Source organism: Pseudomonas sp. KCJK9016, from assembly GCF_046231795.1.
Lineage (GTDB): Bacteria > Pseudomonadota > Gammaproteobacteria > Pseudomonadales > Pseudomonadaceae > Aquipseudomonas > Aquipseudomonas bananamidigenes.
The window spans coordinates 47,501-62,120 of record NZ_JBJJMM010000011.1 but is presented as its reverse complement, the minus strand read 5'-3'; the positions used below and the strand labels follow the sequence as shown (position 1 = coordinate 62,120).

Here is a 14,620-nt window from a genome sequence, read left to right as displayed (position 1 = left end):
GATTGGTGTAAACCTCAGATCCAATGTGGGAGCCGGCTTGCCAGCGATGGCGTCAGTGAATACGCCGCGTTACTTGCCTTGGAACTCAGGCGACCGCTTGGCCACAAACGCCGCCATCCCTTCTTTCTGATCCTGCGTCGCAAACGCCGCATGGAACACCCGGCGCTCGAAACGCACGCCTTCGGTTAGGTTGACTTCAAACGCGCGGTTGACGCTTTCCTTGACCATCATCGCAATCGGCAGCGACTTGCTGGCAATCACGGCAGCAACTTTCAGCGCTTCATCCAGCAACTCGTCGCTCGGCACGATCCGCGCAACGATGCCGCAACGCTCGGCTTCCACCGCGTCGATCAAACGCCCGCTCAGGCACATTTCCATGGCCTTGGCCTTGCCCACGGCGCGGGTCAGGCGCTGGGTGCCGCCCATGCCTGGCAGCACGCCGAGGTTGATTTCCGGCTGACCGAATTTGGCGTTATCACCGGCCAGGATGAAGTCGCACATCAACGCCAGTTCACAGCCACCACCAAGGGCGAAGCCGTTGACCGCCGCGATGATCGGCTTGCGGCGGTTGGCCACGCGGTCGCTGTCGCTGAACAAATCGTCCATGTAGATCTGCGGGTAGGTCAACTCGGCCATTTCCTTGATGTCGGCACCGGCGGCGAAGGCCTTCTTCGAACCGGTGATGACGATGCAGCCAATGTTCGCATCGGCTTCCAGACCGTCGAGGGCGCGGTTCACTTCGCTGACCAGTTGCGCGTTCAGGGCATTCAGCGCCTGCGGGCGGTTCAGGGTGATGACGCCGACGCGGCCGTGGGTTTCCAGCAAAATCGTTTCGTAACTCATGTGCAGATTCCTTCTCAAAGATTGCGCGAAATGACCATGCGCTGAATGTCGCTGGTGCCTTCGTAGATCTGGCAGACCCGCACGTCGCGGTAGATGCGCTCCAGCGGGAAGTCGTTGAGGTAACCGTAACCGCCGAGGGTTTGCAAGGCCATGGAGCAGACCTTCTCGGCCATTTCCGAGGCGAACAGTTTGGCCATCGACGCCTCGACCAGCGCCGGCTGACCGCTGTCACGCAGGGCGGCGGCGTAATGCACCATCTGCCGCGCCACGGCGATCTGCGTGGCCATATCCGCGAGGCGGAAGGCCACGGCCTGATGCTCGATGATCGGCTTGCCGAAGGTGTCGCGTTCACGGGCGTAATCACGGGCCGCTTCGAACGCGGCACGAGCCATGCCCACCGATTGCGAAGCGATGCCGACGCGGCCGCCCTCCAGGTTGGCCAGGGCGATCTTGTAGCCCTCTCCCTCCTCGCCCAACCGGTTAGCCACAGGCACCTTCACGTCTTCGAACAGAATCTGGCAGGTGTCCGAAGCGTGCTGGCCGAGTTTGTCCTCAATGCGGGCGACTTTGTAGCCCGGCGAGTCGGTCGGCACGATGAACGCGCTGATCCCGCGCTTGCCGGCACTCGGATCAGTGACGGCAAACACGATCACGACCCCGGCGTTCTGCCCGGACGTTATGAACTGTTTGCAGCCGTTGAGCACGTAGTGATCGCCTTCCAGTCGTGCACGGGTTTTCAGGCTACTGGCATCGGAGCCGGCCTGGGGTTCGGTCAACGCGAAAGCACCGAGCATTTCTCCGCTGGCCAGCGGCTTGAGGAAGCGCTCGCGCTGGTCGTCGTTGCCGAACTTCAGGATCGGCACGCAACCCACCGAGTTGTGCACGCTCATGATGGTCGAACACGCGCCGTCGCCGGCGGCGATTTCTTCCAGGGCCATGGCGTAGGCCAGGTAACCGGTGTCGCAACCGCCCCACTGCTCCGGCACCAGCATGCCGAAGAAGCCCAGCCCGGCCATTTCGCCGATGGCTTGCTTCGGAAAACGGTGTTCGCGATCCCACTCTGCGGCGAACGGTTTGAGCCGTTCCTCGGCAAACTGCCGGGCCATATCGCGGATTTGTTGCTGGTCGTCATTGGGAATCATGGCAAATCCTTAACTCGGGTTCAGACGCACTCGACAGCCATCGCCGTGGCTTCGCCGCCGCCGATGCAGATCGCCGCGACGCCGCGTTTCAGGCCTTTCTGGCGCAGGGCCGAGAGCAAGGTCACCAGAATCCGCGCACCGGACGCACCGATCGGGTGACCCAGGGCGCAGGCGCCGCCATGAATATTCAGCTTGTCGTGGGGGATTTCCAGGTGGGTCATCGCCGCCATGCCGACCACGGCGAAGGCTTCGTTGACCTCGAACAGATCGACCTCATCCAGCGACCAGCCGGTTTTTTTCATCAGCTTCTTGATCGCACCGATGGGGGCCACCGGAAACAGGCCCGGGGTGTCCGCGAACGCGGCGTGGCCATGAATCACCGCCAGCGGTTTCAGGCCCTGTTTCTGTGCGTGCGACTGGCGCATCAACACCAGAGCGGCAGCGCCGTCGGAGATCGAGCTGGAGTTGGCCGCTGTCACGGTGCCGCCCTCGCGAAACGCCGGTTTCAGCGAGGCGATCTTGTCCAGTCTGGCTTTGGGTGGCTGCTCGTCGTTGCTGATCACCACTTGTTCCTTGCCGACAGTCACGGTCAGCGGAACGATTTCGTCCTTGAAGCTGCCGTCCTTGATCGCCTGCTGGGCGCGGGTGGTCGAGGCGATGGCGAATGCGTCCTGAGCCTCGCGGCTGAAGTCGTTGGTTGCGGCGCAATCCTCGGCGAAGGTGCCCATCAGGCGCCCCTTGTCGTAGGCGTCTTCGAGGCCGTCGAGGAACATCGAATCCAGCACCCGGCCGTGGCCCATACGGTAACCGGCACGGGCGCGGTCCAGCAGATACGGCGCGTTGGACATGCTTTCCATGCCGCCGGCGATCACCACATCGGCGCTGCCGGCCAGCAGCATGTCGTGGGCGAGGATGGTGGTTTCCATGCCCGAACCGCACATCTTGTTGACGGTGGTGCAGCGGGTGGATTTGTCCAGGCCGGCGCCCAGGGCAGCCTGACGCGCAGGCGCCTGGCCGAGACCTGCCGGCAGCACGCAACCGAACAACACTTCATCGACCGCATCGGCGGCAACACCGGCACGCTCGACCGCAGCCTTGATCGCAGCAGCGCCGAGTTGCGGCGCGGTCAGGCTTTTCAGTTCGCCCTGGAAACCGCCCATCGGGGTGCGGACGGCGCTGACGATGACAATCGGATCGTTGGAGATGGTCATGGGAAATCCTCCTTACTTGGCGGCCATGCGCAAGGCGCCGTCGAGACGGATCACCTCACCGTTGAGCATGCTGTTTTCAATGATATGCCGCACCAGCGCAGCGTACTCGGCAGGCTTGCCCAGACGTGGCGGGAACGGTACGCCGGCGGCCAGCGAGTCGCGCACTTCCGGGGTCATGCCGGCCATCATCGGGGTTTCGAATATGCCCGGGGCGATGGTCATCACACGGATGCCGAAGCGCGCCAGTTCACGGGCGGCAGGCAGGGTCAAACTGGCGATGGCGCCTTTGGACGCGGAATATGCGGCCTGGCCGATCTGGCCATCGAACGCCGCCACGGACGCTGTGTTGATGATCACGCCGCGTTCGCCGTCAGCGTTGGCCTCGCTTTCGGCAATCGCTGCCGCCGCCAGGCGCAGCATGTTGAAGCTGCCGATCAGGTTGACGTTGATCACCTGCGCGAAGCTCGCCAGCGCATGCGGGCCGTTCTTGCCGAGGATCTTCTCACCCCGAACAATACCGGCGCAGTTCACCAGCCCGTTGAGGCTGCCGAAGGCTTTCACGGTCGCCTGCACGGCGGCTTCAGCGGCGGCTTCGTTGCTGATGTCGGCCACTACGCTTTGCGCGCCGAGGCGCTGGGCCTGGGCGGCAACGGCTTCGGCGTTCATGTCCACCAGCATCACTTTGGCGCCGGCGCCCACAAGCAATTCAGCGGTGGCGGCACCCAGGCCGGAGGCGCCGCCGGTGACGATAAAAACCTTGTTTTCGATCTGCATGACTGACTTCCTGATTCAAGCTGGAACGTTGTGCGCCGCGGCCTCTTGAGCCTTGGCGATTTCCTGGTTGCGCAAGATAAAGCGCTGCAATTTGCCGCTCGGGGTTTTCGGCAATTCGCTGACAAATTCGATTTCACGCGGGTACGAATGCGCGGCCAGACGCTTGCGCACGTGTTGCCGAAGTTCTTCGGCCAGCGCAGGTTCGGCGCGGTATTGCGGGTTGAGCACGACGAAGGCTTTGACCAGTTCGGTGCGCTCCGGATCGGGTTTTCCGACCACCGCCGCCTCGACTACGGCCGGGTGCTCGATCAGCGCGCTTTCCACGTCGAACGGGCCGACCCGGTAGCCTGACGTGGTGATCACGTCATCACTGCGACCGACAAAACTGATGCTGCCGTCCGGGTTCCACTCCACGGTGTCGCCGCTCAGGTAGTAATCGCCGACAAAGGCCTTGGTCGGCGCGCCTTCGTAACCGGCGAACCAGCACATCGGCGACTGTGTGCGGTCGATGGCGAGGATGCCGGGCTGGCCGACGCCAAGTTCGTTGTACTGGTCGTCAAGCACCACGATGCGATGGCCCGGGGAGGCGAAACCGGCGGCACCCAGGTGGATCGGGTGTTCGAGGCCATGATGGTTGCACAGCACCATGCCCAGCTCTGTCTGACCGTAGTGGTCGTGAATGACCACGCCGAGGTTGTCGGCGAACCAGCGGATCACTTCCGGGTTCAATGGCTCGCCGGCGCTGCTGACGATGCGCAGCTTGCCCTTGATCGACTTGGCGAATTCATCGCCGCCGGCAATCAGCAGGCGATACGCCGTGGGCGAACCGGTGAGATTGGTGATGCCGTACTTGTTGATCACCCGGCAGGTGCTTTCGAGGGTGAACGGGCCATCGTAAAAGGTGATCGGATGGCCCATGGACAACGGGCCGGTCACGCCGAAATAAATGCCGTAGGCCCAGCCCGGATCGGCGACGTTCCAGAACGCATCTTCCGGGCGCAGATCCACGGCGTCACGGGTGTAGCTCTGGAATGCGACGATGGCCTTGAGCGGCACCGACAATGCTTTCGACGGGCCGGTGGTGCCCGAAGTGAACATCAGCAGAAACGGGTCTTCGCCGGTCAACATCACCGGCTCGCAGACATTGGAATGGTTGGGCAGCTCGGCCCAGAAACTGAAATCGCCACGGACGATGCCCTGGCCTTTCGGACCACCGACGGTGACCAGCGTCGGGCAATCGGCAACTTCGGCGAGTTTCGGCCGGTTGACCGCGTCGGTCACCACGACTTTGGCGCCGGAGCTGTTCAGACGATGTTCGAGGGCTTTCGGGCCAAATGCGGTGAACAGCGGTTGATACACCGCGCCGATGCGCCAGGTGGCGAACACGGTGATCAGCAGTTCGATGTTGCGCGGCAACAGACCGGCAACCTTGTCGCCCTTCTGCACGCCCTGGGCGAGGAGGAAATTGGCGAAACGTGCGGCTTTGTCCTGCAGGTCACTGAAGGTGTAAGTCGCACTGGCGCCATCGCGGCCTTCCCAGAACAGCGCGATGCGCCCCGGCAAGGCGTGACGGTCACAACATTCGACGCAGGCGTTGAGCGCCTCGAGCGAGCCGCTGAGTGCGGCGTCCACGGTGTGCTGATAATTGAACTGTTCGGTGGCAGACAAGTAATCGCGCATTGCCAGAATCCCTCTGTGTTTTTATTAGGTCGGGGAACCGTAAACATCAGAGGAATACTCGCGCCGCAGGCCGGTTGCGGCAATGGTCAAAGCCCTCAAAGTGGATGACTGGTTTGGCCAAGGTTTGCGTCGATTCGAGGATCAGACCGCTTCGTTGAGGATCAGGCTGCGGTAATGCCCCGGATTGGTCCCGGACCACTTGCGAAACGCCTTGTAGAACGAACTCGCATCGGCAAAACCGAGGCGCGTGGCAATGTCGGCAAAGCTGACCGAAGGTTCCGCCAGCCAGGTGATCGCCAGCTCCTTGCGCACGCTGTCCTTCAATCCCTGCCAGGTCTGCCCTTCTTCGGCCAGACGCCGACGCAGGGTCGAGGCCGACATGCACAACTGCTGGGCCAGCGCATCGGTTTCCGGCCAATGTTCGGCGGGTAATTGCCGCAGATCCTGCTTGATCCGGCTGGCGAGGCTTTCCGGGTCGCGGTACTTCACCAGAATGTTGGCGGGCGCATGAGCCAGGAAACGCTTCAGTTCCTCGGCGCTGCGCTTGATCGGTAGATCCAGCACGTCCGCGGCGAAGATCATCCGCGTGCGCGGCCGGTCGAAGCGCAGGTTTTCCGAGAACATCACCCGGTAGTCATCGCAGAACGCCGGCGCCGGGCAGCGCAGCTCGATGGCCAGGATCGGGATTCGCCGCCCCGCCAGCCAGCATGCCACGCCGTGAACAATCATCCAGTAAGTGAAATAGGTGAAGGCCCGGCGCGGTTCGGGGTCGTCCTCCAGCAGGACGATCTCCGCCAGACTTTGCTGATGCACCAGTTGCGCGGGCAGGCGCTCGAGCATCAACGACAGGAAATTCAATCCGGTGCCGAGCCCCGCAGCCAGGTTGGGCTGGGCCATGGCGCTACGGCAGAGAAACTCCAGGCTGCCGGATTTCAGCTTGCGTGGGTCCATGCCAAAGAACTCGTCATCACCCCGCCGTGCCAGCAGCCGCCACAACCGCGCGTACTGACTGGCCGGGACGCGCGCACCCTCAGTGGACAGCAGCGCCGGATCGATACCGACCTTGTTCAAGACCTCTTCCGTGGCCACGCCCGGGGCACAACTTTGCTGCAGTGCTTCACGCACCAGTTGAATGGCGATGGTGTCTTTTTCCGACATGGATCCAGGCAAATCCTGTTGTTGTTCGAGTGGCGGGTATCTTAACGCAGCTGCGCAGGGGTCGGCTCGCTCCATCCGGATTGTGGTCATGCATTTGAGAATGGTTGTTCTTCAAGACCGTTCAGCTTTCGTTCAGGTAAATGCCAATGAATTTCATGTGAGAATGAATGTCATTATGTTACAACTTGTTACCTCATTTCGTGACACAGTGGATGCCGAATGCTCGTTCCCTTTCTGATCATGCTGCGCGAAGGCATTGAAGCTGCGCTGATCGTTGGCATTATCGCCAGCTACCTTCAACAGACCGGTCGCGGCCAATGGATGCCGGCGGTATGGATCGGCGTATTTCTCGCTGCCGCACTGGCTCTGTTGGTCGGTGGCGGCCTGGAATTGGTCAGTGCCGAATTTCCGCAGAAACAGCAGGAACTGTTCGAAGGCGCGGTCGGCCTCGTTGCCGTGGGCATTCTCAGTTCCATGGTGTTCTGGATGCGCAAGGTGGCGCGTTCGATCAAGCATTCGCTGCAGGCATCTCTCGATCATGCGCTGACGGCGTCGAAGCATCAGGTCATCGCACTGATCGCCATGGTGTTTTTCGCCGTGGCCCGGGAGGGACTGGAAACGGTGTTCTTCCTGCTCGCCGTGTTCCAGCAGAGCGAGGGTCCGGGCGCGCCGATCGGCGCCCTGCTCGGCCTGAGCCTGGCGATCGTCGTCGGTTTCCTGATCTACAGCGGCAGCATGCGCCTGAATCTCTCGGCGTTCTTCCGCTGGACCGGGCTGTTCATCCTAGTGGTCGCTGCCGGAATTCTCTCCAACTCGGTACAGGCACTGCATGAAGCCGGCGTCTGGAATCACCTGCAAACCGTGCTCTTCGACTTCAGCGCGACGCTGCCGATGGACGGCCCACTGGGCTCGGTGCTGGCCGGCATGTTCGGTTATCAGGATGTGCCGACCGTCAGCACCCTCGGCGCGTACCTGATCTATCTGGTGGTGGCGCTGGTGATGTTCTTCTATCCGGCTCCCGCCCCGGCGTCCAAAGCCGCCGCCTCGAATTCCGTTTCCAGCCAATAAGGGCCCCCATGTCAAAGCCTAATACTCCTCAGGCCTCGCCTCCCCGTGCCTTGCGCTGGGCGGTGGCCGGTTCGGTGGTTGTGATGATCGCCGCCGGCGGCCTGTTCTACTACGCCTCGAAAATGGCTGCGGCCAAACGTCAGCACAACCATGACGAAGTGGTGGTCAACATTCACCCCGGCAGTTGCGAGCCCAACGAACTGAGCGTACCCGCCGGGCACGCCAGTTTCCGCATCGTCAACCGCTCCGAGCGAGCGGTGGAATGGGAAATCCTTGACGGCGTGCTGGTGATCGAAGAGCGCGAAAACATCGCGCCGGGCCTGAGCCAGGTGATCAACGCCAACCTGCAACCTGGCGACTACGCCATCACCTGCGGTCTGCTGAGCAATCCGCGTGGCGTGCTGCATGTCACGCCGACGGCGGCTTCGGACGCTGCCGCCAAGGCCAAGCCGTCGATGGTCGCGTTTGTCGGGCCACTGTCGGAATTCCGGGTCTATCTCGCCACTCAGGGCAGCGCGCTGATCAGAGCTGTCACGACGCTCAATCAGTCGATCAACAGCGGTGATCTGGCCCAGGTCCAGGCGGCGTACCTGCCGGCCCGCGCGGCGTATCAGCGCCTGGCCCCGGCCGCACAACGCCTGGCCGAGCTGGACAACAGCATCAACGCCCGCGCCGATTACTTCGAAAAACGCGAGCAGGATCCGGCCTTTGTCGGCTTCCATCGCATCGAGTACGCGCTGTTCCAGCAACGCAACCTCGACGGTCTGGCACCCATTGCCGAGCGCCTGCTGGGCGACGTCACCACGCTGAAACAACAGTTGCTGGCCCAATCGCTGCCGCCGGAGCAACTGGTGGAAATCCTTGTGCGCAACCTCAACACCCTGGCCGACGTACGCGCCGCCAGCGGCGAAGAGGAACGCTACAGCCACGGCGATCTCAACGGCTTCGCGGCGAACCTGGAGACCGTGCACAAAGTCGTCGAACTGCTGCGACCCCTGCTGACGAAATCCGCCGCCGACCTGTTGCCGAAGATCGACAGCGCACTGGCCGATTTCGACAACACCCTGAACGGCTTCAAGGTCAAGGACGGCTACGCGAGTTACGACACCGTCAGCGGTGAACAACGCAAACAGATCGCCGACAAGGCCAAGGCTCTGGCCGACGCCCTCGACGCCATTGACCCCGCCCTTGGCCTCTCCGGCCTGTAAGCAGAAGACGACTAACGATGAACGATTGCGAACATTTCAACCTGCAACGCCGCCGTGTACTGATGGGCATGGGCGCCGCCGGCGTCGCACTGGCCGGCACCGCCCTGAGCTGCCCGGCCATGGCCGCCGCCCCTGCACAAGTCACCGAAGCGCCGAGCAGCGACAAGACCCAGGATCACCACGACTTCCATGGTGTGCACCAGACCGGCATCGTCACCCCGCGCCCTGCGTCCGGCATGCTGGTGTCGTTCGACGTACTGGCCAGCGACCGCGAAGACCTCGAACGCCTGTTCCGCACCCTCAACGAGCGCATCGCGTTCCTGATGAAGGGCGGTCCGGTGGCGCAGATTGACCCGAAACTGCCGCCTCCGGATTCCGGCATCCTCGGCCCGATCGTCACCCCGGACAACCTGACTATCACTGTGTCTGTCGGCGAATCATTGTTCGATGAGCGCTTCGGCCTCGCGTCTGCCAAACCCAAGCGTCTGGTGCGCATGGTCGGTTTCCCCAACGATGCGCTGGAAGCCGATTGCTGCCACGGCGATTTGAGCCTGCAGTTCTGTTCCAACACTGCCGACACCAATATCCATGCCCTGCGCGACATCGTGAAAAACCTGCCGGACCTGCTGCTGATACGCTGGAAGCAGGAAGGCAGCGTGCCGCCGCAAGCCCCGGCCAAACCCGGTGTTCCGGCGCAGTCGGCGCGTAACTTCCTCGGTTTCCGCGACGGCTCGGCCAACCCGGATTCCAACGACGCCAAAGCCATGGACCGCATTGTCTGGGTGCAACCGGGCAGCGACGAACCGGCCTGGGCCGCTCACGGCAGTTATCAGGCGGTGCGGATCATCCGCAACTTCGTCGAACGCTGGGACCGCACGCCATTGCAGGAACAGGAAAGCATCATCGGCCGGGTGAAAACCACCGGCGCGCCGATGGGCGCCAGCCACGAGACCGAAGTCCCGGACTACAGCAAGGACCCGGAAGGCAAGCTGACCAGGCTCGACGCACACATCCGCCTGGCCAACCCGCGTACCGCCGAAAGCCAGGCCAACCTGATCCTGCGCCGTCCCTTCAACTATTCCAACGGAGTGAACAAGAACGGCCAGCTCGACATGGGCCTGCTGTTCATCTGCTACCAGGCCGACCTGGAAAAAGGCTTCATCACCGTACAGACCCGCCTTAACGGCGAACCGCTGGAGGAATACCTCAAGCCGGTCGGCGGCGGTTACTTCTTCACCCTGCCGGGTGTTACGGGCGACAAGGATTTCATCGGTCGCTCGCTGCTCGACGCTACCCAACCAAAAACAACTGCATAGCACTCAACAGGAGCCGCCCCCATGAAAAAGACGCCCATCGCGTTATTGCTGACCCTGGGTTTACTCAACACGCCGCTGACGGCGTTCGCGGCGACCGCACCGCTGGATCTGGTCGGGCCGGTTTCGGACTACAAGATCTACGTCACCGAGCAACTGGACCAACTGGGCACCCACACCAAGCAGTTCACCGACGCCGTGAAAAAGGGTGACCTGGCCACCGCGCAAAAGCTCTATGCGCCGACCCGCGTCTACTACGAGTCGATCGAGCCGATTGCCGAGCTGTTCAGTGACCTCGACGCGTCCATCGACTCCCGCGTCGACGACCACGAAAAAGGCGTGAAGGCCGAAGACTTCACCGGTTTCCACCGCCTCGAATATTCGCTGTTCTCGGAGAAAAGCACCCAGGGTCTGAACGATCTGGCCGACAAGCTGGATAAAGACGTCCAGGACCTGCAGACCCGCGTCGCCAGCCTGACGTTCCCGCCTGAAAAAGTTGTGGGCGGTGCCGCCGCCCTGCTGGAAGAAGTCGCCGCCACCAAGGTCTCCGGTGAGGAAGACCGCTACAGTCACACCGACCTCTATGACTTCCAGGGCAACATCGACGGCGCGAAGAAAATCGTCGACCTGTTCCGCCCGCAGATCGAGAAGCAGGACAAGGCCTTCGTGGCCAAAGTCGACAAGAACTTCGCCACCGTGGACAGGATCCTGGCCAAGTACAAGACCAAGGATGGTGGTTTCGAGACCTATGACAAAGTGAAGGAAAACGACCGCAAAGCGCTGGTGGGCCCGGTCAATACCCTGGCCGAAGACTTGTCGACCTTGCGTGGCAAGCTCGGTCTGAACTGAGTTCCGCGCATAAAAAATCCCCCGGACGCGGTCTGCGCGTCGGGGGGATTTTTTGTTTTCCGGCGTTACAGAATCCGGTACAGCAACCGTTCGACCCGCACCCGGCTAACGCGTTTGAGGAACTTGGCCACCCCGGCCGGGTAGTCCGGCAAGGCTTCCAGATCCTGGAAGCGCTCGATCCGCGTGGTGTGTTCGAAGATGTTTTCCAGCTCCAGCCGTCGCGGCTCCAGCCACTCGCCTTTCGGATCGTCGATCAGCAAGGCGTTTTCCAGATCGAGACGGAACGCCCGCGGGTTGAGGTTGTTGCCGGTCAGCAGCGTGTAGCGCTGGTCGATCCACATGCCCTTGAGGTGATAGCTGTTATCGCCCTCACGCCATAGGTGCAGGTTCAACTGGCCGCTGTCGATATTGCGCTGATGACGCTTGGCAAAACGGCGCAGGCTGATCTCGTAAAGATACGGCAGCGCCGCGATCACCTTGAACGGCTCGGTCGGCGGAATGTAGAAGTCGTTGGCAGTCTTGTCGCCGACCACGATGTCGATCTTCACGCCGCGCGCCAGCGCCCGGTTGATCTCGCGGATCACCCCCAGCGGCAGGTTGAAGTACGGCGTGCAGATGGTCAGTTGCTTCTGGGCGCTGGCGATCAGCTCAAGGATTACCCGGTTCAGCGGGTTGTTCTTGCCGACACCGAGCAACGGGCTGACGGACAGGCCGGCATGCGCGATGCTGCCGGCACTGGTGTCGTAAGCGGCGTATTTGAGGCGACTGCGCAGGTCACCGATGTCGTTGCGCAAGCTGCGGGTGGTCGGCAGTTTCGGCAAGTCGAGGCGATGCACCGCTTTCGATTCGATCAGGCCGTGCTTGACCAGATGATGCATCGAGTCCGCCAGATCACGGCTCTGCAGCACGTGATAACGGTCGAAGCGATACTTGTCGAACTTGTGCAGGTAAACGTTGTTCAGGCTGGCACCGCTGTAGACCACTCGATCATCGATAACGAATCCTTTGAGGTGCAGCACGCCGAACAGCTCGCGGGTCTGCACCGGCACGCCGTAGACCGGCACCATGCTCTGGTGGGTGCGGGTCATTTCCTGATACCAGGCCGCATTGCCCGGCTGCTTGCCGGCTCCGATCAAGCCGCGCTGGGCGCGCAGCCAGTCGACCACCACCACGACCTCAAGCTCGGGACGCTTGAGTTTGGCTGCGTGCAAGGCTTCGAGGATTTCCTGACCGGCTTCGTCGTTTTGCAGATAGAGCGCGACGAGGTAGATGCGCCGGGTCGCCTGGGCGATGTTCTCCAGCAGGCAACGACGGAACTCGGCGGCGCCGGACAGGATGGTCACGGCCTCGGCGGTCAGCGGAAAGCTGCGCAACTTGGGCAGCAGAGAGCGTTTGAAAAGCAACGGCATAGGGCTCGCAATGGGTCGAATCCGAAGAACCCGAGAGCTTACACCATCAACTCCTTCGGGTCTCCCGCCTGATCAAAAAATAAATTCTTGACCAAGGAGAACGATCGTTCTACTGTTCGCCACATGAACGAAATCAACAGCAACGACACGACCCGCGACATCATTCTGGATGTCACCGAAAAGTTGATCTACAAAGGTGGCATCGCGGCCACCGGCATGGATCTTCTGGTGAAAACCGCTGGCGTCTCCAGAAAAAGTATCTACCGCTACTTCGCCAACAAGGAAGAGCTGACCGTCGCCGCCCTGCAACGCCGCGACGTGCGCTGGATGCACTGGTACAGAAGCGCCGTCGATCAGGCCGAAACCCCGGCCGACCGCCTGCTCAACCTGTTTACCGTGCTCAAGGGCTGGTTCGCCTCGGAAAACTTCCGGGGCTGTGCCTTCATCAATACCAGTGGCGAGACCGGCGATCCGCAGGATCCGGTGCGCCAGGTCGCCAAAGACCACAAACAGAAGCTGCTCGACTACCTGTGCGAGCTGTGTACCGAACATGGTGCCGAGGACCCGCAACTGCTGGCCAGACAGTTGCTGATCCTGATTGACGGCGCCATTACCGTAGCGCTTGTGATGGGTGATCACAGTGCCGCCGATAATGCGCAATGCATGGCGCGAAAGTTATTGGACCTGTAAAGCCTCAATAAGCGACAAGTTGTTAAATCGTTAATTTGATCGGGAGACAAACATGTCTACTGCAGCCGAAGTACGTCCGCCATTGCCACCCTTCAACCGTGAATCGGCCATTGAAAAAGTTCGCCTGGCCGAGGATGGCTGGAACTCCCGCGACCCGCAGCGCGTGTCGCTGGCCTACACCCTGGACACCAAATGGCGCAACCGCGCCGAATTCGCCAACAACCGCGAAGAAGCCAAGGCCTTCCTGACCCGCAAATGGGCGAAGGAGCTGGATTACCGGCTGATCAAGGAACTCTGGGCCTACTCCGACACCCGCATCGCCGTGCGCTACGCCTACGAATGGCACGACGACTCGGGCAACTGGTTCCGTTCCTACGGCAACGAGAACTGGGAGTTCGACGAGCATGGTCTGATGTTCCAGCGTTACGCCTGCATCAACGACATGCCGATCAAGGAAAGCGAGCGCAAGTTCCACTGGCCGCTGGGCCGACGCCCGGATGATCATCCGGGGTTGTCCGAGCTCGGTCTGTAGTTTCAGATCAAACTGCAGAGGTGGGAGCACGGAAGCCCCCACTCTCATGCTGATATTCCTGTTTAGCTGCTCTGCAAATAGCGAATGGTGCTTATGAACTGTCAGTTATGACAGTAGCGACGATAACAAATCCACCTAATGATACTCACGCACCGGAAGGTTGCCCGGTTGAAAAGCTGGCAACTGCTTACTTCCCCATAATCGTGAGCATCTGACATGACGCAAAAAAACCTGATTCTAAATGGTGATTTCAGCACCGGCGACTTCCAGCATTGGATTGCTAGCAACTACGACACGCCCATGTCGGTAATACTCCATAACTCCAACTACGCAGTGCGCATGGTCGGCGGCAGAAACCAGGGCCAAAATCTGGCCACCGAGCGTTTCCGTACTGAGCCGGGAGAGTTCACTTTGAGCTTCGACGTTCAAGCACCCGATGCCGTCCCGCTGCAAGACACCAAGGATCGACGATTTCACATCTCGGATCACGACAAACTATCAAACCCACTGCTACATGCGTTTGTCATTTATACCCTCTGGCTGGAGAATCCAACTACCGGAGAATCCGAAGTGTGGTATCAGTTGAAATATGTAGATCCGACCAAGCAGACGCTGACATTCAAAGGTACTGTTCCGCCAGGTTTTGAACGAGTCGATATTTACCTCGCTATCCCCAGCGATCCCTTTGGAAACAAAGGGCATTACATCATCGACAATTTCTGGTTCTGGGTTTTGTAACGACT

Annotated in this window: 14 protein-coding genes; 7 read left to right on the top strand and 7 right to left on the bottom strand. The window is 61.1% G+C overall.

The window, feature by feature from the left end; translation table 11 throughout:
- Positions 1 to 69 precede the first annotated feature (69 nt).
- From ACK6BI_RS13045 to ACK6BI_RS13020, 6 genes are all read right to left on the bottom strand, one after another.
- Positions 70 to 843: an enoyl-CoA hydratase gene (locus ACK6BI_RS13045; protein ID WP_134827028.1), complete on the bottom strand. Its 774-nt coding sequence runs from the start codon at positions 841 to 843 to the stop codon at positions 70 to 72.
- A 14-nt stretch (positions 844 to 857) separates the two neighbouring features.
- Complete coding sequence (locus ACK6BI_RS13040; protein ID WP_409317371.1) at positions 858 to 1,985, bottom strand: acyl-CoA dehydrogenase; 1,128 nt, start codon at positions 1,983 to 1,985, stop codon at positions 858 to 860.
- A gap of 20 nt (positions 1,986 to 2,005) precedes the next feature.
- Entirely contained in the window at positions 2,006 to 3,196 is a 1,191-nt protein-coding gene (locus ACK6BI_RS13035) for an acetyl-CoA C-acyltransferase (protein ID WP_409317370.1), read from the bottom strand.
- A 12-nt stretch (positions 3,197 to 3,208) separates the two neighbouring features.
- Complete coding sequence (locus ACK6BI_RS13030) at positions 3,209 to 3,970, bottom strand: SDR family NAD(P)-dependent oxidoreductase (RefSeq protein WP_409317369.1); 762 nt, start codon at positions 3,968 to 3,970, stop codon at positions 3,209 to 3,211.
- 15 nt (positions 3,971 to 3,985) lie between these two features.
- Complete coding sequence (locus ACK6BI_RS13025) at positions 3,986 to 5,650, bottom strand: AMP-binding protein (RefSeq protein WP_409317368.1); 1,665 nt, start codon at positions 5,648 to 5,650, stop codon at positions 3,986 to 3,988.
- Positions 5,651 to 5,791: 141 nt separating this feature from the next.
- Complete coding sequence (locus tag ACK6BI_RS13020) at positions 5,792 to 6,808, bottom strand: AraC family transcriptional regulator (protein ID WP_409317367.1); 1,017 nt, start codon at positions 6,806 to 6,808, stop codon at positions 5,792 to 5,794.
- A 219-nt stretch (positions 6,809 to 7,027) separates the two neighbouring features.
- On the opposite strand from ACK6BI_RS13020, the gene efeU reads away from it, so the two are divergent.
- The 4 genes from efeU to efeO (ACK6BI_RS13000) are packed head-to-tail and all read left to right on the top strand — an operon-like array spanning position 7,028 to position 11,246.
- Complete coding sequence (gene efeU, locus ACK6BI_RS13015; RefSeq protein WP_409317366.1) at positions 7,028 to 7,876, top strand: iron uptake transporter permease EfeU; 849 nt, start codon at positions 7,028 to 7,030, stop codon at positions 7,874 to 7,876.
- 8 nt (positions 7,877 to 7,884) lie between these two features.
- The gene (gene efeO / locus ACK6BI_RS13010; RefSeq protein WP_409317365.1) at positions 7,885 to 9,084 is read left to right on the top strand and encodes an iron uptake system protein EfeO; all 1,200 of its coding nucleotides are present in this window, start codon (positions 7,885 to 7,887) and stop codon (positions 9,082 to 9,084) included.
- Between the two features lie 17 nt (positions 9,085 to 9,101).
- Positions 9,102 to 10,400, top strand: coding sequence for an iron uptake transporter deferrochelatase/peroxidase subunit (gene efeB / locus ACK6BI_RS13005; RefSeq protein WP_409317364.1), 1,299 nt, complete (start codon positions 9,102 to 9,104; stop codon positions 10,398 to 10,400).
- Between the two features lie 21 nt (positions 10,401 to 10,421).
- A complete protein-coding gene (gene efeO / locus ACK6BI_RS13000; protein WP_409317363.1) occupies positions 10,422 to 11,246 on the top strand; it encodes an iron uptake system protein EfeO in 825 nt (274 codons plus the stop codon).
- A 65-nt stretch (positions 11,247 to 11,311) separates the two neighbouring features.
- On the opposite strand, the gene pssA is transcribed toward efeO (ACK6BI_RS13000), so the two are convergent.
- Positions 11,312 to 12,655, bottom strand: coding sequence for a CDP-diacylglycerol--serine O-phosphatidyltransferase (gene pssA / locus ACK6BI_RS12995; RefSeq protein ID WP_409317362.1), 1,344 nt, complete (start codon positions 12,653 to 12,655; stop codon positions 11,312 to 11,314).
- A 123-nt stretch (positions 12,656 to 12,778) separates the two neighbouring features.
- Between pssA and ACK6BI_RS12990 the strand changes: the two genes are divergently transcribed.
- The 3 genes from ACK6BI_RS12990 to ACK6BI_RS12980 all read left to right on the top strand — a co-directional run bounded on the left by ACK6BI_RS12990 (position 12,779) and on the right by ACK6BI_RS12980 (position 14,615).
- Positions 12,779 to 13,345, top strand: a complete 567-nt coding sequence (locus tag ACK6BI_RS12990) for a TetR/AcrR family transcriptional regulator (RefSeq protein ID WP_409317361.1) — start codon at positions 12,779 to 12,781, stop codon at positions 13,343 to 13,345.
- A gap of 52 nt (positions 13,346 to 13,397) precedes the next feature.
- Entirely contained in the window at positions 13,398 to 13,877 is a 480-nt protein-coding gene (locus tag ACK6BI_RS12985) for a nuclear transport factor 2 family protein (protein ID WP_085709991.1), read from the top strand.
- A 216-nt stretch (positions 13,878 to 14,093) separates the two neighbouring features.
- A complete protein-coding gene (locus ACK6BI_RS12980; RefSeq protein ID WP_409317360.1) occupies positions 14,094 to 14,615 on the top strand; it encodes a hypothetical protein in 522 nt (173 codons plus the stop codon).
- The last annotated feature ends 5 nt before the right edge of the window (positions 14,616 to 14,620 follow it).